The organism is Hymenobacter sp. BT491, assembly GCF_014349165.1.
In the GTDB taxonomy this organism is placed as follows: domain Bacteria; phylum Bacteroidota; class Bacteroidia; order Cytophagales; family Hymenobacteraceae; genus Hymenobacter; species Hymenobacter jejuensis.
Genome location: NZ_JACSJJ010000001.1, coordinates 338,988 through 357,357, shown reverse-complemented (window position 1 = coordinate 357,357; position 18,370 = coordinate 338,988). Strand labels below are relative to the sequence as shown.

At 54.5% G+C, this 18,370-nt stretch carries 19 protein-coding genes; 5 read left to right on the top strand and 14 right to left on the bottom strand.

Features of this window, described 5'->3' with window-relative positions; translation table 11 throughout:
- Nucleotides 1–4 precede the first annotated feature (4 nt).
- On the bottom strand, nt 5–988 hold the full coding sequence (locus tag H9I52_RS01575) for an outer membrane beta-barrel protein (RefSeq protein ID WP_222940388.1): 984 nt from the start codon (nt 986–988) through the stop codon (nt 5–7).
- A 604-nt stretch (nt 989–1,592) separates the two neighbouring features.
- Between H9I52_RS01575 and H9I52_RS01570 the strand changes: the two genes are divergently transcribed.
- Both H9I52_RS01570 and H9I52_RS01565 read left to right on the top strand, forming a co-directional pair.
- Complete coding sequence (locus tag H9I52_RS01570; RefSeq protein WP_187452367.1) at nt 1,593–2,273, top strand: metallophosphoesterase; 681 nt, start codon at nt 1,593–1,595, stop codon at nt 2,271–2,273.
- Between the two features lie 185 nt (nt 2,274–2,458).
- Nucleotides 2,459–3,157, top strand: a complete 699-nt coding sequence (locus H9I52_RS01565) for a hypothetical protein (protein WP_187452366.1) — start codon at nt 2,459–2,461, stop codon at nt 3,155–3,157.
- A gap of 12 nt (nt 3,158–3,169) precedes the next feature.
- Here the strand turns inward: H9I52_RS01565 and H9I52_RS01560 are convergent, their stop codons facing one another.
- The 4 genes from H9I52_RS01560 to H9I52_RS01545 form a co-directional block, all read right to left on the bottom strand.
- Complete coding sequence (locus H9I52_RS01560) at nt 3,170–3,796, bottom strand: class I SAM-dependent methyltransferase (protein ID WP_187452365.1); 627 nt, start codon at nt 3,794–3,796, stop codon at nt 3,170–3,172.
- A 161-nt stretch (nt 3,797–3,957) separates the two neighbouring features.
- Complete coding sequence (locus tag H9I52_RS01555) at nt 3,958–4,416, bottom strand: YybH family protein (RefSeq protein WP_187452364.1); 459 nt, start codon at nt 4,414–4,416, stop codon at nt 3,958–3,960.
- An 87-nt stretch (nt 4,417–4,503) separates the two neighbouring features.
- Entirely contained in the window at nt 4,504–5,022 is a 519-nt protein-coding gene (locus H9I52_RS01550; protein ID WP_187452363.1) for a YMGG-like glycine zipper-containing protein, read from the bottom strand.
- Nucleotides 5,023–5,267: 245 nt separating this feature from the next.
- Nucleotides 5,268–5,621, bottom strand: coding sequence for a hypothetical protein (locus H9I52_RS01545; RefSeq protein WP_187452362.1), 354 nt, complete (start codon nt 5,619–5,621; stop codon nt 5,268–5,270).
- 233 nt (nt 5,622–5,854) lie between these two features.
- Here H9I52_RS01545 and H9I52_RS01540 point away from each other — a divergent pair, with 233 nt between their 5' ends.
- Nucleotides 5,855–6,475, top strand: coding sequence for a hypothetical protein (locus H9I52_RS01540; protein WP_187452361.1), 621 nt, complete (start codon nt 5,855–5,857; stop codon nt 6,473–6,475).
- Between the two features lie 225 nt (nt 6,476–6,700).
- Here the strand turns inward: H9I52_RS01540 and H9I52_RS01535 are convergent, their stop codons facing one another.
- The 8 genes from H9I52_RS01535 to H9I52_RS01500 form a co-directional block, all read right to left on the bottom strand.
- Nucleotides 6,701–7,522 carry an enoyl-ACP reductase gene (locus H9I52_RS01535; protein ID WP_139514473.1) on the bottom strand — a complete coding sequence of 274 codons (822 nt, stop codon included), beginning with the start codon at nt 7,520–7,522 and terminating at the stop codon, nt 6,701–6,703.
- A gap of 208 nt (nt 7,523–7,730) precedes the next feature.
- A complete protein-coding gene (gene recN, locus H9I52_RS01530) occupies nt 7,731–9,404 on the bottom strand; it encodes a DNA repair protein RecN (protein ID WP_139514474.1) in 1,674 nt (557 codons plus the stop codon).
- A gap of 286 nt (nt 9,405–9,690) precedes the next feature.
- Complete coding sequence (locus tag H9I52_RS01525) at nt 9,691–10,611, bottom strand: DUF4835 family protein (RefSeq protein WP_187452360.1); 921 nt, start codon at nt 10,609–10,611, stop codon at nt 9,691–9,693.
- Nucleotides 10,604–11,251, bottom strand: a complete 648-nt coding sequence (locus H9I52_RS23190; RefSeq protein ID WP_187452359.1) for a phosphopantothenoylcysteine decarboxylase — start codon at nt 11,249–11,251, stop codon at nt 10,604–10,606. The genes H9I52_RS01525 and H9I52_RS23190 overlap by 8 nt, the downstream gene beginning before the upstream one ends.
- 33 nt (nt 11,252–11,284) lie before the next feature.
- A complete protein-coding gene (locus H9I52_RS23185) occupies nt 11,285–11,836 on the bottom strand; it encodes a flavoprotein (RefSeq protein ID WP_187452358.1) in 552 nt (183 codons plus the stop codon).
- 19 nt (nt 11,837–11,855) lie between these two features.
- Complete coding sequence (locus H9I52_RS01510) at nt 11,856–12,203, bottom strand: DNA-directed RNA polymerase subunit omega (protein ID WP_139514478.1); 348 nt, start codon at nt 12,201–12,203, stop codon at nt 11,856–11,858.
- A gap of 138 nt (nt 12,204–12,341) precedes the next feature.
- Entirely contained in the window at nt 12,342–13,169 is an 828-nt protein-coding gene (locus H9I52_RS01505) for an outer membrane protein assembly factor BamD (RefSeq protein ID WP_139514480.1), read from the bottom strand.
- Nucleotides 13,170–13,225: 56 nt separating this feature from the next.
- Nucleotides 13,226–14,920 (bottom strand): OstA-like protein, encoded by a 1,695-nt coding sequence (locus H9I52_RS01500; protein ID WP_187452357.1) that lies wholly within the window; start codon nt 14,918–14,920, stop codon nt 13,226–13,228.
- An 84-nt stretch (nt 14,921–15,004) separates the two neighbouring features.
- On the opposite strand from H9I52_RS01500, the gene tilS reads away from it, so the two are divergent.
- Both tilS and mdh read left to right on the top strand, forming a co-directional pair.
- On the top strand, nt 15,005–16,333 hold the full coding sequence (gene tilS / locus H9I52_RS01495; RefSeq protein ID WP_187452356.1) for a tRNA lysidine(34) synthetase TilS: 1,329 nt from the start codon (nt 15,005–15,007) through the stop codon (nt 16,331–16,333).
- 102 nt (nt 16,334–16,435) lie between these two features.
- Nucleotides 16,436–17,374 (top strand): malate dehydrogenase, encoded by a 939-nt coding sequence (gene mdh, locus H9I52_RS01490; RefSeq protein WP_139514485.1) that lies wholly within the window; start codon nt 16,436–16,438, stop codon nt 17,372–17,374.
- 101 nt (nt 17,375–17,475) lie between these two features.
- Here the strand turns inward: mdh and H9I52_RS01485 are convergent, their stop codons facing one another.
- Nucleotides 17,476–18,366: a rhomboid family protein gene (locus H9I52_RS01485; RefSeq protein WP_139514487.1), complete on the bottom strand. Its 891-nt coding sequence runs from the start codon at nt 18,364–18,366 to the stop codon at nt 17,476–17,478.
- Between the last annotated feature and the right edge of the window lie 4 nt (nt 18,367–18,370).

Sequence of the window (18,370 nt, the reverse complement as noted above, 5' to 3'; positions counted from 1 at the left end):
TTCTTCAGAATTTGTAGACCGCCGCCAATAGCCCGCTTACCGTTGATTTTTTACTGTTGCCGGATTTATCCGCGAAGATGCCCGCGCCCGACCCGCTGCTGTCCAGGCGCACTTCCGGAATAATGGTCAGGTTGTCCTTTCGGAAATTCGCGGAGAGCGTGGTTTCGACGATATCCTTCCCGAAACCGAGCACTGTTTTTTTGTCGTTGAAATACTCGCCCCGCAGCGTAAGCCCAAACCAGGGCACCGGATCGAGGTTGGCATACAGCGCCGAGCCCCACCACGAATGGTAGTTCTGCCAGCCGGTTTCGGTGCGCTCCTGCCGGTACTGCATCGTGCCGTTGTAGGAGAAGCTAACCTTCGGCGACGGCGCAAACGTCAGGACCACATCGCCCTGCTGCACGCGCATCGAATCCTGCTGTTTGCCGCCCTGGTAGTTGAAATAAGCCTTTATTTTATCGTCGGCGGTGCTGGTTGCAACCTGCGCGATAAAGGTTTTGGGCATTCGGCTGGCGCTTTTCAGGTCCGTTGGGTTGGCAATGCCGGCCATCAGCACCGTCTTGTTGCCCACCGTGAACTCGGCTTTTAGGCCCGTATGGAAAAAGGGCCCATACGAGAACATGTAGCTCATGCTGTAATTCCGATTCAGGTACGGGTCCACCGACTCGTAGCCCACGTGCGTGGCCCAGCTGCCGCCCGTAATCTTGATTTTGTCGGTGGGCGCGTAGGTAATAAACAACTGCTTGATCGCAAATCGGGTGTTGGCGTCGTTGTAAGAAAATTCCTCGGCGCGCCGACCAAATCCGACGTCAGCCACCAGGCCTACTTTGCCAAAAGAATGCTCCGCTTTCAGCGAAATCATGCCTAATTCAAACGAATTGTGGCTGTTGGTAAAGCTTGTCAGGTTGTTGTAAGGAGATTCTTTGGGGTTATTAAAATTATGCCGGTAGTACACGTCTGCGTAGCCGGAAATTTTAAAGGGCTTCACCTGCACAGAATCTCCCGGATCGGCAATAAATGGTGAGCACAGCGCAAAAACTGTTGTACAAAAAAGCATACGGTCCGGGTTATGAGTGACACACGAAAAAGGTCATGAAACGAGCCCGCCGGTTTGGGAAGCCAGGCAGGTATGCGGAGCCTTTGTTCTCACTTTCGAAAGCGCACAGAAAACCAGGGCCAGGATTGCGGCCCGTGCGTCATCCGCACTTAGCTGAAAGTGTATGCTATGCTGTTCTCAAAACTCTCCTGGTCCTGCAGTACCAGTCTACACTAGGCGTTCATTGCCAGCCGGCGCTTGCGGGTTAGTGGCTTGTGTGTAGCGGTAACGATCCGTAGGGAACGGCCTGAAAAATACCTATTTCCCTAAAGTATCCACCCTTCATTTTACCCCTAATGTATAGAATTATATGCATTGTCAAAATAAACCACCTAAAATTTTAGGGTAGTTATCAGAAATAATGGTATAATAATGTTAGGCATGCCATCATATTTTAGGTCTTTTTCGGAAAAATGCCTTTTTTGATATAGCGCTCTCCAGACGTTGTTCCGTGGCTTTCTTTCACCCATGTAATCTTGACTGACGTAGTGCAGGCATGGAAACCTATGTACTAGGCGACATTCACGGGGCTTATCGCGCTTTGGAACAAGTTTTGGAGCGCAGCCCCTTCCGACCGGGCATCGATCGCCTGATTCATCTGGGCGACGTGGCCGATGGCTGGCCCGAAACACCGGAATGCGTGGAGCGGCTGTTGTCCATTCCCAGAAGCATCTGGCTGCAAGGCAACCACGACTGGTGGGCTGCCGAGTGGATGGCTACCCAATTGCCGCTTCCGGACATAAATAAGATTTGGTACTTGCAGGGTGGAAAAGCCACCTACGAGGCGTACCAGCAAGTGCCCAAAAGCCGCCTCCAACACCATTTCCGAAATTTCTTCGGTAAGCAGCTTCCTTATTTCGAAGACAACCTAGGCAACCTGTACGTGCACGCCGGGTATGACCCCGAGCTGCCCATCGCAGCGCAAGACCCGTACGACCTGATCTGGACGCGGAGCTTATGGCGCTACCGGAAGCCGGCCACAGGCTACAAGGAGTGCTTTATTGGCCACACGCCCACTTGGCCTGCCCATCTGGTACCCTGCCACCACGAAAACGTCTGGAATCTGGATCAGGGGGCGGCGTACAGCGGCCGCTTGAGCATGATGAATGTGCGCACCAAAGAATTTGTACAGAGCGACGTAGTAAAGGAGCTTTATCCCGGTGTGAAAGGGAGGTAAGCACAGACATTTTAATTATATAATCTCCTTAAAATCAATTATTTATAAAATCCCGTGTTATTTCACGAATAATTAAAAGCAGCTGGATGAGTCTTTGGCGAGCTGAGCCGTAAACAAGATTGTCGGGGCGCGATTCTGCGCCTTTTACTTGACTTACAACGCGTTGAGATTCAGCGCTGCCCTCCATGAAAAATTTCACTGTAGAACGTCTTTCCTTCGATACGCTTACCGAACTGCCGAACGCTTGGCAAAACTCCGACTACCAGGAGCTGCTGCGCAACATGAGCTACGACAACCCCGAAGAGATTGAGCCCGCGGAGCTGAAAGCCATGTGCCTGATGTCGCTGACGGACTTAGAGCCCAACGAAGCCGCCGAATTGGTACTGAACTACCTGTTTGCCGATCAGCTCAATGCCGGCCAGGTCGAGAACCTAGCCCACCAAATGCTGACCGAAAAGCTGTGGGAAGAAAACCCGGAGCTTTCGCAGCACGAAGGCTTTTTTAAAGCGACCCAACTGCTCTACGAAGCCTACAACGGCAAATTTCCGCGGACCGAGGCCGTGCAGTTTCAGGTGCAGCTAACGGCCGCCGAGCCCGATGGCCTGACCGTGTTTGAGGAGCAGCCGGAGGCGCCCGTATTGAGGCTGCTGGCCCAAGGCATGCCGGACAACACCTTGCTCAAACGCCTGTTTAGCGAGCAATTGGCAGGCACTAGCTTTCCCGAGGCGCAGGACATTCTCTGGCAGCTTCGTAAGATCAAGAGCGAGGGCCAGAGCGTGGTCTTTGAAGTTGTAAGCTCGGCGTATTGGCTCGACGACTTCAAATACGCCGACACCTACGAGGCTACTACTCAGGCCGATACTAGCCCTGAGGAAGAAAGCTGATTTCCAGTAGCCTCAAGGTTTCTGAAACACAAACGATACCACCCGCGGCGTGGTAGCACGGTCGCCGTCGTCGAACCATTCCTGCACCGCGACGCAGCGCAAGCCATGGTGCCGGGCACTTTCCATGTAATCGGAAATGTGGTGGACGTAGCATTCTAGCTCCCGTACGCCGTGGGCGGTGTCGAAGCGGGCTTTGCTGCCTTGGTATTGCTTGAAGGGGTGCAGTTCGCCAACGTAAAAAAGTCCGCCGGCCGCCAGCGCCTCGCTAGCTTGTTGAAACACAAAGTCAAGATTTTCAATGTGTTCCAATATCAGGCTACAGGTAATCAGGTTGGCTGGGGTGCTGGCAAACGCCCAAGCATTGGTAATGTCGGCCTGCTGAAAATCTACGTTGGGCAGCGCTAGTTTCGCCTTGGCTTTGCTCAGCATTTCCGCCGAAAAATCAACGGCCGTGACGTGTGCAGCGCAGCTTGCCAGCCATTCGGTGTTTTTGCCAGTGCCGCAACCGATCTCGATGGCTTCGGCAAATGCGCCGGGCGGCACCACGCTTCGGATGGCCAGTGCTTCGATATCCCGCGTCTTGTTCAGAACGGCATCGTATGTCGCGGCCCAAGAATTATATGCTTGCTGAACGTTCATCGGAAAGAGGTTTAGCGCTGATTCGCACAAAGTTGCAAAAGCTTTTAAAACCAAAAAGGACAACCCGGTGGGTTGTCCTTTTTGGTTTTGGAGCGATCATGTAGCCGCAATGGGCATTTATACAAGTCTCTAACAATCAAATACTTGTATAAATGATATGTTTATTGGTTTTTGACCTGCACGGGCAGATCTTCCAGTTGGGCGTAGCTTAATTTCCAGGCGCCGTCGGCACCTTTTTTCCAGAGCAGGATGAAATTGCCTTCCCCGATGCCGTGGGGCTGGTCGGGGGCAGAAGGCATCACATCTACCGAGAAAGTACCGGCTTCGTAGGCCAGATGGCTATCGACGTCGGAGCTTACCACGTTGGTTTTCAGATCGGTGATGGTGCCGAGTGTGGCTTTCACCCATTTGTCGGTTACTTCCGATTTGCCTTTGAAGTGCGTTTCGCCTTGCAAAAACTGGGCGTCGTCGGCCAACAGCGCGGTCAATTTATCGGCATCCTTGTTATTCCAGGCACTGATAAACTGTTGGTTCAGATCCTGAACGTTGACATCGTCTTTCTTGTCGGAGCAAGACACGAGGAGGGCAGTGGCGAGCAAAATGCCGGTCAGCGATTTCATGAAAGTAGGGTTTGGAGGGAGGGACGCGAAGATGCAAAAAAAGCCCAAGCACAGGAGCTTGGGCTTTGAAATGGGAGAAGCTCCGGATTACCAGCTCTTTCTTCTGTACTCTGAGGTGGAGTAAGCCGTAGTATGGTCGCCGTACGACTCGTTGGGCAGATACGCCGCACCCATTGCATAAGGCGCAGGCGTTACGCCTGTTACGGCAGCGTTGGTAGCTACGAGGCTGTTGGCCATAGGCGCTGCCGCAGCAGACCGGGTGGGAGCAGCCTCACGCCGGGCAATGGCCGCCCGGTTGGCGGCGGCGCGGTTAGCGGCCGCTCTTTCGGCAGCAGCGCGGTTGGCAGCGGCAATCCGCGCTTTGTTTTTGTTGTCGATGTGCTTGCCGATGCCGTATCCGGCACCACCGCCTACCACACCGCCCACTACGCCACCTACTACGCGGTTGCGCTTGTTGATGAGTGCGCCGGCAGCAGCGCCCACGCCGGTCCCGATGACGGCACCTTTAGCTTGGGGGCTCCAAGGCTTGCGTTGGGCTTGGGCCGAGTTGCCAAAAGCAACGGCCAGGATCAAGATCAGACTGATGATATAAGTGGCCTTTTTCATGACGATTGAAATTTGAGTTCCGAAAATTATACTCAGCTGTAAAGGTGAAGTACAATCACCATGCCATAAGAGTATTTTCCTATTTCTTGGCGAAGAACGAAGCTGAACAGAAAAAGTTTGCCGCGGCCCAAAACGGCAGCAGGCGCCGGCCGGGAAAGCAGATCAGCAAGTATTTTGCTCCCTCCTCTCTCCTGCCGGCGCCTGCTGTGCTTCTGTTGCTTTCGCGGCTGGCTCTGTGCCTCCGCTTAGCTTACCGTGGGCGGATTATTCGCGGCGGGTCCGTTGCCGGAGAGCTGCTGCACCATGTCGTCCAGGATTTGTTTGCTGTAGCCGATGCGGTTGGCGTATTCCAGGCACAGGCCGTATTCGCGATCGTCCATGTCGCCGTCTTCCAGCATCATTTGCACCAGCGTTTGCAACTCCATAGTGCGCTGAAGGCCTTCGGCCGGCGTGATGAAGCTCAACACGCTCAGGTTGTCGGCGATGGGCATTACTTCTTCGGGCGTGAGGCCCAGGCGGTTGCCTATTTGCAGCAAAAACTGGCTTTCGGCCTTCTGGAGCTTGCCGTCGGCGGCCGCTACCAAAATCAGGTCCGGCAAACGGGTGCTTTCTTCAACGATCGCCCTTTGGGAAAGTTGTTGCTTTGTACGCCGCCTTTCATCGGCCAGCCCGTAAGCGCAGGCTCGCTTTCATCGTCGGCAAACCTGCTAACATTGCAGATCCGCTGGGGTTGAACTACCGTCTTCGTCGAAGTATTGGCCCGACATTTTGCATCCGATTACGCTGACCCTTGATTACGTTTATTACACAAATATTTGATTAGCATTTAATTATGAAAATCCTGTTTTTATTACTTTTTATCTCCAGCAACCCTGCCGCTTCGGCGGGCGCGCTGCCGCCCTACACTATCCAAGTGAGCGCGCATTCGGCGGCATCGGGCCGCCGCTTCGATATTACCATGCGGCGGGAGCGCCGCACCGTTACGCTGATTTATCAGAAGCAGGAAGGCGTCAACCAAGCCCAGCTGCGCGCCGACCCGCTCTACGGAAAGCTGGCTCGGCAACTGCAACCGTCCCTCCCACGCGACAGCATTAAGGCCTTGTCGGATGCCCTCGAAGTGGTTATTGAAAAGCATTCCTATTTTACCAAAGACAGCCTGCTGCTACCCGTGGCCCGCAACAAAGCCTTGGTGGCGCTCCTCGATTCGGCGTACTTGGCCAGCCCGGAAACGCTGGAAAACCCCGAAGCCAACCGCAGCCGCATCGTTTTGGATGGCACTGGCTTTCGGTTTTCCTTTCTGGCCGAGGGCAAAACCGTGAAGCAAGCCTACGTGCGCGCTCCCAGCCCTCACACGCATGCTTTGCTCTATCGCCTCATCACGGTGCCACTGAGCTTATATCGCAGCAAGCACCCCAATTCCTTCCTAGACGAAGCCACAACATCTGGCTACTAATTAGCAATCTCGTTACCATCAAATGGTTACCAATTTTATCAGGAAGCCGCGGGACGCTTAGTACTGCCTGCGTCCATATCGGCGTGAGGCAATACTTCCGAAGGCGAGCCACAGCTTAGGGATATTCGCTTGAAAAGCGGCGCAAGTCCAGTACCAGCGGCAGGTTTACAAAAAAAGCCCAGCCGATGTGGCTGGGCTTTTGTCAATCAAATGATTATCAGTTGATTATGAATTAGCCTTCGTCAGGGCTTCTACAATGTCTTCCGAGATGCCTACGCTGCTAAAGCCCCCGTCGTGCAGCAGGTTTTGCATGGTCACGTAGCGGGTTAGGTCGGAGAAGAGGGCCACGCAGTAGTCGGCGCAGGCTTCGGCGGGTGCGTTGCCAAGCGGCGACATCTTGTCGGCGTAGTCAAAGAAAGCGTCGAAACCGCCTACGCCGGTGCCGGCGGTGGTTTTGGTTGGCGATTGCGAGATGGTGTTCACCCGAATTTTCTTCAGGCGGCCCAAGCGGTAGCCGTAGTTGCGGGCGATGCTTTCGAGCACGGCTTTGGCCTGCGACATGTCGGTATAGTCGGGGAATACACGCTGGGCGGCGATGTACGACAAGGCCACGATGCTGCCCCACTCGTTCATAGCATCCTGTTTCTCAGCGACATGCATCATCTTGTGAAACGACAGCGCCGACACGTCAATAGACTTCTGAAACCACTCGTAGTTCAGGTCGCCGTAGTGCTTGCCTTTGCGAATGTTGGTGCTCATGCCGATGCTGTGCAGCACAAAATCCAGCTTGCCGCCGAGGTGCTCTTGGGCCTGCGTAAACAGGTTTTCCAACTCCTCCACCGACGTAGCATCGGCCGGGACAATCGGGGCCTCACACTGCTCCGAGAGCTTCTTGATTTCACCCATGCGCATGGCCAGCGGCGCGTTGGTGAGCACAAAACGGGCACCTTCGGAGTGCGCCTTCAGGGCCACTTTCCAAGCAATGGATTTTTCGTCGAGCGCGCCGGAGATGATGCCGACCTTGCCAGCGAGTAGGTTATTAGACATGTGGTTGTGGGTTTTCGGAGGAAAGAAGTAAGCAAAAATAGCTTTTCATCCGGAACCCCAACGCGCTTTCGCAATCAGTTAGGCCTACAGCAGCCTCTTGCTTTATCCTGTTTGGCTGAGCGCCAGCAGTTGAATGCAGCTTTTGCCAGGTCAAAACAAAAAGGCCTGGCAGTTTGCCAAGCCTCTCTTTTTCAACCACTTATTAAGGTTAAGCAGCCAGCGCTTCGCCGCGCAAAGCCAGCAATTCGCGAGCGCTTTGGAAAGCATGCTCACTGGGGTTGGCGCCCGAAATCATCTGTGCAATCTCGCGCACGCGCTCTTCGGCAGAAAGCTCACGGATGCGGCTAATCGTGCGGTCCTCCCGATCTTCCTTGTACACGAAGTAGTGCACATCGCCCGCAGCAGCCATTTGCGGCAGGTGCGAAATAGCAACCAACTGGTGCTTCTTCGCCATTTGCTGCATCATGCGGCCTACTTTCACCGCAATCTCGCCCGAAATACCGGTATCAATTTCATCGAATACGATGGTCGGTAGAGCCGTTTTGTCGGCCAGCATGTATTTGATACACAGCATCAAACGCGAGAATTCGCCGCCCGATGCAGCTTTGCTAAGCGTCTGAGGCTGAGCCCCTTTGTTAGCCGTAAATAGAATACTAACCACATCGGTACCGCTCGCAGTCGGCTGCCCGGCGCTGTGCTGCACCACAATGCGCGAGTGCGGCATGCCCAGATCGGAAAGCAATGCGGCCAACTCCTTTTCGAACTTGGGGAAAGCTTTCAGGCGGTTTTCCGAGAGCTTAGCCGCTTGGCGTTTCACCGTGTTAAGGGCGCCGTCGGTGTCTTTGCGCAGGCGCGCAATTTCTTTGTCTAGGTTTAGTACCGAACCAACTTTCTGGCGCAGCTCGTCGCGGACGGCGATGAGGCCCGCCGTATCGCGCACTTGGTGCTTGCGCTGTAGGTTGTAGAGAACATTCAGGCGCGCCTGCAATTCGTCGATGCGAACTGGGTCGCCTTCAGTGCGGCGCTCGGCGGCTTCTACTTCGTCGGCGATGTCGTGAAGCTCAATGAGACAGCTGTCGAGGCGTTCTTTGAGGGTCTGGAAAGTATCGGCATAGGTTGAAATCTGCCCAAGTAATACAGCCGCTTCCTTCATGCTGCCCGTGGCGCAGTACTCGCTTTCGCTGAGGCTTTGATAAGCCTGCGCGAGCTTAAACTTGATTTCTTCGGCGTGCTCCAGCTGCTTGATTTCCTGCTCCAAAGCCTCCTGATCCTCGTTGTCGAGGCGGGCTTCTTCGAGTTCATTCAGCAGAAAGCTGTGATAATCAAGCTCTTTGTTGGCCTGCACCACTTGCGCTTCGAGCGCTTTCAGATCCGCTTCCAGCTTCCGGAACGAACGGTAGGAGTTGCTGTACTGCGCTCGCGTCGGCACCAAGCCAGCGTATAAATCGAGCAGGTTGAGTTGAAACACAGCGTCGCCCAGCAGCAGCGTATCGTGCTGCGAGTGAATGTCCATCAGGTTCGCCCCGATTTTGCGCAAGGTTTCCAGCGTTACGGGCGTGTCGTTTACGAAAGCACGCGACTTACCAGTTGGGCTGATTTCCCGGCGCAGAATGCATTGGGCGTCGTAATCCAAATCTTCGGACTCGAAGATGTCCTGCAATTGATAGTTCGAAATATTGAACTGCCCTTCAATCACGCACTTACGTTCCGTGTGGAACAGCATGCGCGAATCGGCCCGGTTGCCAAGCAATAGCCCAATTGCGCCCAACATAATGGACTTACCGGCGCCAGTTTCGCCGGTGATAATGTTGAGCAGTGCCGAAGGACGAAGTTCGAGTTGCTCGATAAGAGCATAATTTTTTATGCGAAGGTCAACCAGCACGGGGTCGTCAGTTAAGAAGTAAGCGTAAAAATCCTGAACCGAATAAGCTCACGGTGCTTTTCGCCTCTCAGAATTCCTGATTCCAGCATTTACCCTCTAGTGTTCGACTAAAGAGCAGAAAGTGGCTTTTTGCTCCGAAAAACGCCGTTATGAAGGGTCAAATTCCCTTAAGAACTCGTCGCTTCAGCGCATTAACACCCTTCCAACTAATAAAATTAGTCGCTTTTGTCAAGAGAACAAATTTGCGCCAATATTCTTAGCAGCTTTACCGGTGTTTATCCAGCAGCTATCGTTGCCGCAGAATCGACTGATACTTAGCCGAATTGGTTGGGTCTACTTCCGAGAGCAGCGTTACGAGTTGCTGCTTCTGCTGCGGATCTTGACTAGTGCGGAAGATGTTGGCGATTTCGTCGGACTTGGTATCGAAGAACGCACGGGCTAGCAAGGTGCCGGGCCGCCGCACGATGGCCTGCTGTACGCCTTGCAAGGCCGTAAACACGCTGGCGCGGGCATCTTGCGGCTTTTCAATGAAGATGTCCATGCCTTGCCGGTAGTAGGCATAAATGGCCGTCCGGAAGGCCTCTAACTGCGGATCCTGCAAGTTATTGAGCAACCAGTAGCGATTGCGTGGCTCGGCATCTTTCCAGCCGGGATCTTGCTCATTCGTAGATGATTGTGAGGCCGCCAACGTCAAAATGTTGCGCGCCCGATCGTAGTAAGGCGAGCCGCCAAGCCGGGCGAAGCTGTCCTGATCCATGCCGATGATGATGTAGGCATAGAAGCTCAGCAGCGACGAGAGGTTGGAGATGAAAGTATTCTCCGAGTAATCGAGCGGATTCTGCGGCGAATAATTGAATATCCAGCCCTTATCGGCAAATGACAGCAGGTTCGTTTCGTAGCCGGTACCGTATACAGGCCGCGAAGTCAGGATACGCACGGTGGCGCGGTACGTACCGGTCTGCGGAATTTCGGTGATGCCCACGAAGAACTTACACTGAATGCGCTCCTCCGGCCGGTAGGTCTGGGTTGTCCAGGTTCGGTTATTCAGAAATCCCTGGATGTCGTTTTGCATTTGCCGCACCAGCTGCGGATCCGAAATAGTGACGTTTTCAGTTGTCACGGCAACGGTTGCTTGCAGCTCTTGCGCCCAAGCACCGGAGCAGGCACAAAGCAAAATCAGCAGAAGCAGCAGCAGATAGTTACGCATCGGGGTGCAAGCGGGCAAGTACGGTTCGGACGATGTCGCGGGCCACCTCGGCCTTAGGCTTCAACTCAAAGATAGTCATTTGCCCTCCGGCTTCCAGCAGCGTCACTTTGTTGGTATCGTGGCGGAAACCAGCACCGTTATCGCGGAGGGAGTTGAGCACAATCAGGTTAAAATTCTTGCGCTCAAGCTTCTCACGGGCGTGGGCTTCCTCGTTTATAGTTTCCAACGCAAAACCCACCGAAAATTGTTCAGGCCGCTTGGTGCGCCCCAAGGTAGCGGCAATATCTACGTTCTTGACTAGCTCGAGCGTAAGCGTATCACCTTCTTTCTTAATCTTATTTTCGGCAACGTGACGCGGCTTGTAATCGGCAACTGCTGCGGCAAATACCCAGATATCTGCCTCGGGCGCGGCAGCGGTAGCCGCCGCAAACATCTGGTCTGCTGTCTCTACGTCAACCTTCTGAATAGCAGCGTGTTGCACCGACAACTGGGTAGGCCCGCTGATCAGCGTTACGTGCGCGCCGGCTTCGGCAAAAGCCTCGGCCAGTGCGTAGCCCATTTTGCCAGTCGAGTGGTTGCCGATGAACCGAACGGGGTCGATGGGTTCGTAAGTTGGCCCGGCGGTAATTAGTACGCGCATAGAAAATTGTGTGCTGACAAATGCGGTAGTGGCCTATGCGCCGAAAAATTTCATGAGTTCCGCCACGATAGCTTCGGGTTCCAGCATCCGGCCCGGCCCCGATAGGCCGCTGGCCAGCTCGCCGGCCGGCGACTCCAGCACATAGTTGCCGTAAGCCCGCAACTGCTCGAAATTACGCGTGACGGCGGGGTGCGCATACATGTCCAAATCCATGGCAGGCGCTAGAAACACCGGACAACGCGCCGACAGATAAGCTGCGTCTAACAAGTTGTCGCACAACCCATTAGCCAAATGCCCTACGGTATTGGCGCTGGCCGGCGCAATTACCAGTGCATCGGCCCAGAGGCCCAAATGCACGTGGTTGTGCCACTCGCCGGCCGCTTCGTCCTTTAGGAAACTGGTCAGCACGGGTTTTTTGGAGAGCGTACCCAAAGTGAGCGGCGTGACAAAGGCCGCGGCCGAGGCAGTCAGAATGACTTGCACCTCAGCCCCGGCCTTTACCAATAACCGCACTAGCGTGGCGGCTTTGTACGCGGCAATGCTGCCCGTTACGCCCAGCAGGATCTTGCGGCCTTGCAGCGACATCAAGCAGCGTTGTTAAAGCTTACTCGACTACACGCAGATTGCCGTTCTCGTCGAACTCCGACGGCGTGCGGTAGTGAATTTTGCCTTCCAGAAACTCTTCCAACGCCAAGTTGGTGGGCTTGGGCAGGCGCTCGTAGTGCTTGGAGATTTCGATCTGCTCGCGGTTTTCGAACACTTCCTCCAAGTTATCGACGGTAGTTGCAAACTCGGCCAGCTTACCGTTCAATTCTTCTTTCAGCTTCACCGAAATCTGGTTGGCGCGCTTCGAAATGATGGCGATCGTCTCGTACACGTTGCCGGTTTCAGCAGCAAAATCCGACAGATTGCGGGTTACGATGGAAGCTGGTACGTTATTCGGGGTTTTCATCTTGGGAAGACTAAAGGTTTGAACGACCAAATTGCTATCTATTTGATTATCAAGCACTTACAAAATAAAGCCCGTAGGCTGCATTTTGTTTCTGATGATCAATAGCTTAACAGCTTGACAATTTAACGGTTACAAAATTTATTTTACTGCGGTAGCGTCTTTGGGCTTGAGCTTCGCTACTTCGTCGCGGGCGTTGGCGTACATAGACTCCGCTTCTTTCAGCCGCTTGCTTTGCGGATAGTTGTCGACCAGGCTTTGGTAAAACGCGATGGCTTCTAGGTAACGATCTCGTTGCTTTTCTTCCACGCTTTCCTTGGCCAGGTCGTATTGGGCGCTAAATTTCAGGAACGCCGCTTCCTCGTTGTAAGCCGAAGACGGAAATTGCTGTTGAAAAGAGCCCAGCGCCGTAACGGCTGATTGATAATAACGCAGCTGGTAATACAAACGAGCGCTTTCGAAAGCCTTCACTTCCAGTTTCCGCTGCAATTCCTGCGACATCTTCTCCGCTTCCGGGCGGAACTGGCTGGTCGGGTAGCGGTTCAGGAAGTCCTGAATGGACTCGATCGCGGTGTACGTGTTGGTCTGGTCGAGCTCGAAGCCCGGCGAGTCGCGAAACAGCGACTTAGCGTACAGAAAAGTCGATTCCTCGGCGTACTGCGAGTTAGGATACGTTTCGAAGAACGACTTAAAGTAATACGCGCTCAGCACGTAATTGCGCTGGCGGTAGTTGGTATTGGCGAAGTAGAACTGGGCTTTTTCCGCCTCGGGGCGGCCTTTCAGCAACGGAATCAAGTCTTCCAGCAGCGTACCGGCTTTGAAGAAATCGCCTTTGTCGTAGTACTGAATGGCAGCTTCGTACTTCTTGTTGACGTCGCCGCTCTTGAGTAGCTTTTGATAGCCGGTGCACGAGCCGAGCAGCAACGCACTCAGAAACAGGACAAAGAAGGTAGGGCGAAAAGAGAGCATAGGGGGCGCAAAGGTAACGGATTACGAAGCCGAATCAAAGGCAGCTTACTGGCAGGCTATTTGGTGGCCGGGGGCCGGGGCGCAGGCTTAGTCGGAGTGGCCTTGGGCTTGCTCGGCGGCGCAGACTTGCCAGCGGGCTTGGGTTTAGTAGAAATGGTTTTGGCTTGAGCTTTCACCTTAGCCTTGGCCGGCGAAGCAAAGTATTTTCCTAACACAGCCCGGCGCGCCGGGCGTTCCGTCGCCCGCCATTGAAAGCCTTTCAGCTTTTTGTCGGGTTCCTTGAGCTCGTGCGGCGGGATGAAACTGGCGTCGGGGTTGGTCAGGAAAGAAATGGTCTTGAGCTTGTTCTCGGCGAAGCGCAACGCCATGTTCGAACTGACGGCTTTGTTCATGCCCGTCACGGCGGTGTCACCATCAAGAGCAAAGTAGAGGCTCTCGGCGTTGCCAAGCACGTCAACTTTTTTTATGCGGTTGTCGACAAAGTAGGCCACCATGTTGCGGCCCTTCACCTGATTGAAGTTCAGGAGCGTGTCCTGCCCGACAATGAACGCGTTGGCATACAGACGCATCTGATCGACTTTGCCTTTGCGCTGCCGAATCTGCATGCTATCGGCAGTGAGCTGGTTCTGGTCACTCCAGAGCACCGGATTTTTGTCCAGGTAAATAATAGAGTCCTGCCGATTATAAGTGAGCGAGTCGCAACGGCCTTGCAGGTCGCGGCGGAAGATTTTCACCTTCCGGTACGCATATAACACACCAGCAGCGTTCTGTGGCGGCCTTCCCTCCACGCTTACCAACGTATCAGCCGCCAAATACAGCGTGTCTTTACCTGAGATATTGCGCATTACCGGGCTGCCGTACACCTTGGCCCGACCTAAGCCCCGCCAGTAGCGCCCTACCTCACCCCGGATGGTGATGTTGTCCTTCTTCGACACCATCGTGACGTTGCCCGTAGCCACCCCATACGCTTGGGCTTCGTCGTACATCAACTTATCGCCGCCAATGAGATAGTTGGGAGTTTCGATCTTGGCGTTGCGCTGGAAATTCGACAGGCGCGTAATGGTGTTATAGTAGCCGTTTTCGGCGTAAAGCGTGCCCTGCTGTCCTTTGATGCGCGTCGGCCCCAAAAAGTAAGCGATCTTGGAAACCGTATTGTATTGCAGCGTATCGGTAGAAATGTGGTTGTCTTTGGTAACCAGCTCCACATTGCGCTTGAAACTGAAGACTTTAGTGGCCGTATTGTAATAGCCAAACTGACTATCCAACGTGTTTTCCGGGTCGGTTAGGTGGCCTCCGGTGCTGTAGTACGCAAGGTTGCGGTTGAGATCGTAGTCGAGCAGCGTGGTGGTGAGCGTCATACGCGGGTCGCGCATGGTTACGTTGCCAGTCATGCGGGCTTTGCGGGTATCGCCGTCGTAGGTGGCGCGGTCGCCGGTGATGGTCACGGTATCGCCCTGCACAATGCGCACGTTGCTGAACGCCTCAATGGCATTGCGATCGATGTACTGATAGGCCGAATCGCAATACAGCAGCGTATTTTCCTGCTTAAAGCTGACGTTGCCGATCAACTTCCGAATCTCAACGCCGTTGAACTTACCGCCAATCAGCTGGCCGGCGCCGGGCAAGAGCTCGATGCGCTGGCCTTTGGGCGGCGGCGGGGTCGGGCGCTGCGGCACCGACCGCTGCTGGGCAACGGCGAAGAGGGGCAGCAGGACAAGCAGAAAAGAAAATAGAGACTTTAAAAATGCCATTTCGCGACAAAGGTACAGAAGGCGCCTTGGTAACGCCCATCTTTGCATTGTAGTGCCTGCATTGCTTTTCTGAATTCGCTTCTTATGCTCGACCGTGTCCGTCAATTTATCGACGAAAATCAACTCTTCTCCCCTGCTACCGACCAATTGCTGGTAACCGTCAGCGGCGGCATGGACTCGGTGGTGCTGGCCGATGTGCTGCACCGCTTGGGGGTTCAATTTGCTATCGCGCACTGTCACTTTGGGTTACGAGGCGAAGAAGCCGACGCCGACGAGCAATTTGTGCGTAAGCTGGCCAAGAAATACGAAGTGCCGTATTTCGCCGAATTTTTTCAAACCAAGGAATTTGCGGCTCAGGAAGGCATCTCTACCCAAATGGCAGCACGCGTGCTGCGCTACAATTGGTTTGAGCGCCTGCGTCAGTTGCAACAGCTCGACTATATCGCCACGGCGCACCACCAGCGCGACGCCGCCGAAACCATGCTACTCAACCTAACCCACGGCACGGGCCTGGCGGGGCTGCACGGCATCCGAGCGAAAAATGGCTATGTAGTGCGGCCGTTGCTGGGCATTGGCAAGGAAGATTTGTTTGAGTACTTGGTCGAGCACCGCTTGGTGTGGCGCGAAGATTCTTCCAACGACAGCACCACTTACCAGCGCAATCGCCTCCGCCACGACGTGCTGCCGGTGCTGCGCGAAATCAACCCCAACCTCGACCAGACACTGCAATGGACTGCCGAGCGCGTGGGCGGCGCCGAGGAAATTATGCAGCATTATGTGGAGGAAACTGCCCGTGAGGCCCGCCGCGAAGAGGATGAGGTAGTTTACCTGAGCATCGCGACCCTGCAACGCACGGCTGCCCTCCCATTGGTACTCCACGAATTGCTGCGCCCTTTCAATTTTTCGTATCTTGTTGTAAAAGAGATAGTTAGCTCTTTCGGCGCAATTGCCGGTCGTCGGTTCGAATCGCCTTCGCATACTTTAGTAAAGGACCGCGACCAATTGGTCATCACGGCCAAGAAGCTCACCAGCTTTGGTACGCACCAGCTTATGGCCGGGCAACGTGAGCTGAATGCCGATGGGTTACGCCTTACCGCAGAACTAGTTGAGGTAGAAGGATTTGAGATTCCAAGAGGCAAAAACATAACAGCATTAGACGCCGATCGCCTGCAATTTCCGCTGATTGTGCGCCGCTGGCAGGAAGGCGATTGGTTTATGCCCATCGGGATGAAGGGCAAGAAAAAAATCAGCGATTTTCTGATTGATCAGAAGGTGCCGCTCAACCTCAAGGACAATGTGCGAGTGCTGGTTTCGGCCGATGGGCGCATTGCCTGGGTCATCGGCTTTCGCCCCGACGACCGTTACAAGATCACGGAGGAAACGCAGAGTGTGCTGGTGCTGTGCAAACTATAGGTTTGATGCTTTTTTAGAGTTTATAAAAAGCTCATTCCGAAAACCGTTTTCGCTTACTTTTACCCCCGCGAATCCTTATTCATACACCCAATTCCTAACCCGATGAAAGTTACCGTAGTTGGGGCTGGCAACGTAGGCGCTACCTGTGCCGACGTACTTGCCACCCGCGAAATCGCCAACGAAGTTGTTCTGGTTGACATCAAAGAAGGCTTCGCCGAAGGCAAAGCGCTGGATATCTGGCAAAAAGCTCCGATTATCGGCTACGACTCCCGCACGGTTGGCGTCACCGGCGATTACAGCCGCACGGCTGGTTCGGAAGTAGTGGTAATCACTTCGGGCCTGCCCCGCAAGCCCGGCATGAGCCGCGACGACCTGATTTCGACCAACGCGGGCATCGTGAAAACGGTGACGGAGCAGGTAGTAAAATATTCGCCCAACGCCATCATCATCGTGGTTTCTAACCCCTTGGACGTGATGACGTATCAGGCGCACCTGACCTCGGGCCTGCCCCGCGAGAAGGTGTTTGGCATGGCTGGCATCTTGGATACGGCTCGCTACCGCGCTTTCTTAGCCGAAGCCCTGAACGTGAGCCCCAAAGACATTCAAGCGGTGCTCATGGGTGGCCACGGCGACACCATGGTGCCCCTGCCCCGCTACACCACGGTAGGCGGCATTCCGGTTACCGAACTCATTGGCAAAGAGCAACTTGATGCCATCGTACAGCGCACTGCTGTAGGCGGTGGTGAGTTGGTGAAGCTGATGGGCACTTCGGCATGGTATGCCCCCGGTGCAGCCGCTGCCCAGATGGTAGAAGCCATCGTGCGCGACCAGCGCCGCGTGTTCCCCGTGTGCATCGAGCTGAAAGGCGAGTACGGCATCGACGGGGTGTACCTCGGTGCCCCGGTAATCTTGGGCAAGAATGGCATCGAGCGCGTAATCGAGCTGCAACTCAACGACGACGAGAAGGCCCTGCTCGAAACTTCCCGCGGCCACGTGAAGGAAGTAATGGAAGCCTTGGACAAAATGTCGCAAACCGCATAATATCTTATAAATCAACCGCATACAAAAAGGCCCGCTAGAGTATCCTAGCGGGCCTTTTTGTATGCGGTTGGTTCTGGTTTTCTGATTCAAAAAAGCACTCACTACTTCTGGCTGGCCCGGAACAGTTTCTGCTTTTCCTCTTTCGAGAGGCTTTCGTAGCCCGAACGGGAAATCTTGTCCAGAATCAGATCTATTTCCTCCTGCTCCGGCTTTACGAGCTTGCCTTTGCGCGGCGCGGTAGTATCCTCAGCAGGGCGGCTGCGGTGCGTAACGCGCAACCGCGGACGCCCACTTAACAACGCGCCTACCCAATCGCCGACGGCTTGCACAGGCCGGCCCAAATCGCGGCCCCTCTGCAATTGACGCACGTACAAAAAGCCTAACATGGCGCCGCCGATATGGGCAATTTCGCCGCCTGTGTTGCCGCCATCTACTCCGGCTAAGGAGATCAGCACCACCGCCAACGCAATGTATTTGATCTTGACCGGCCCAATAAAAATAAGGTTGAACGTGTAATCGGGCAGCAGTGTAGCAGCACCCACAATAACAGCCATTACGGCCCCCGAAGCGCCCAGCACGATAGTCGCGGGGGCATGTTGGAGCACGGGCACGAAGCTGTAGCTCAGCACAAACAGAAAAGCGCCCGCTAGCGCCCCCAGGATATACAGGTTCACCAGCTTGCGGTCGCCGAGGTATTCGCGGACCAACGAGCCGAACCAGTAGAGATTCAGCAGGTTGAACAGGATGTGCAGAAAGCCTTCGTGCACGAAAGCGTACGTGAGCACCGTCCAGGGCCGATACATGAGGGCCACCGGGTTGGATGGCAAGGCAATGAAGCGCAGGATATCGTCGTAAAGACCGATGCCGGTGAAATAGAAGATCGCCCGAATGAGAATCAGTACGGCAAACACCAGCACGTTGATCAGCAACAGCTGGTTCAAGGCGTTGTCGCGGCGGCTAAAAGCGGTACGGATATCGTTTACAATACTCATGTCA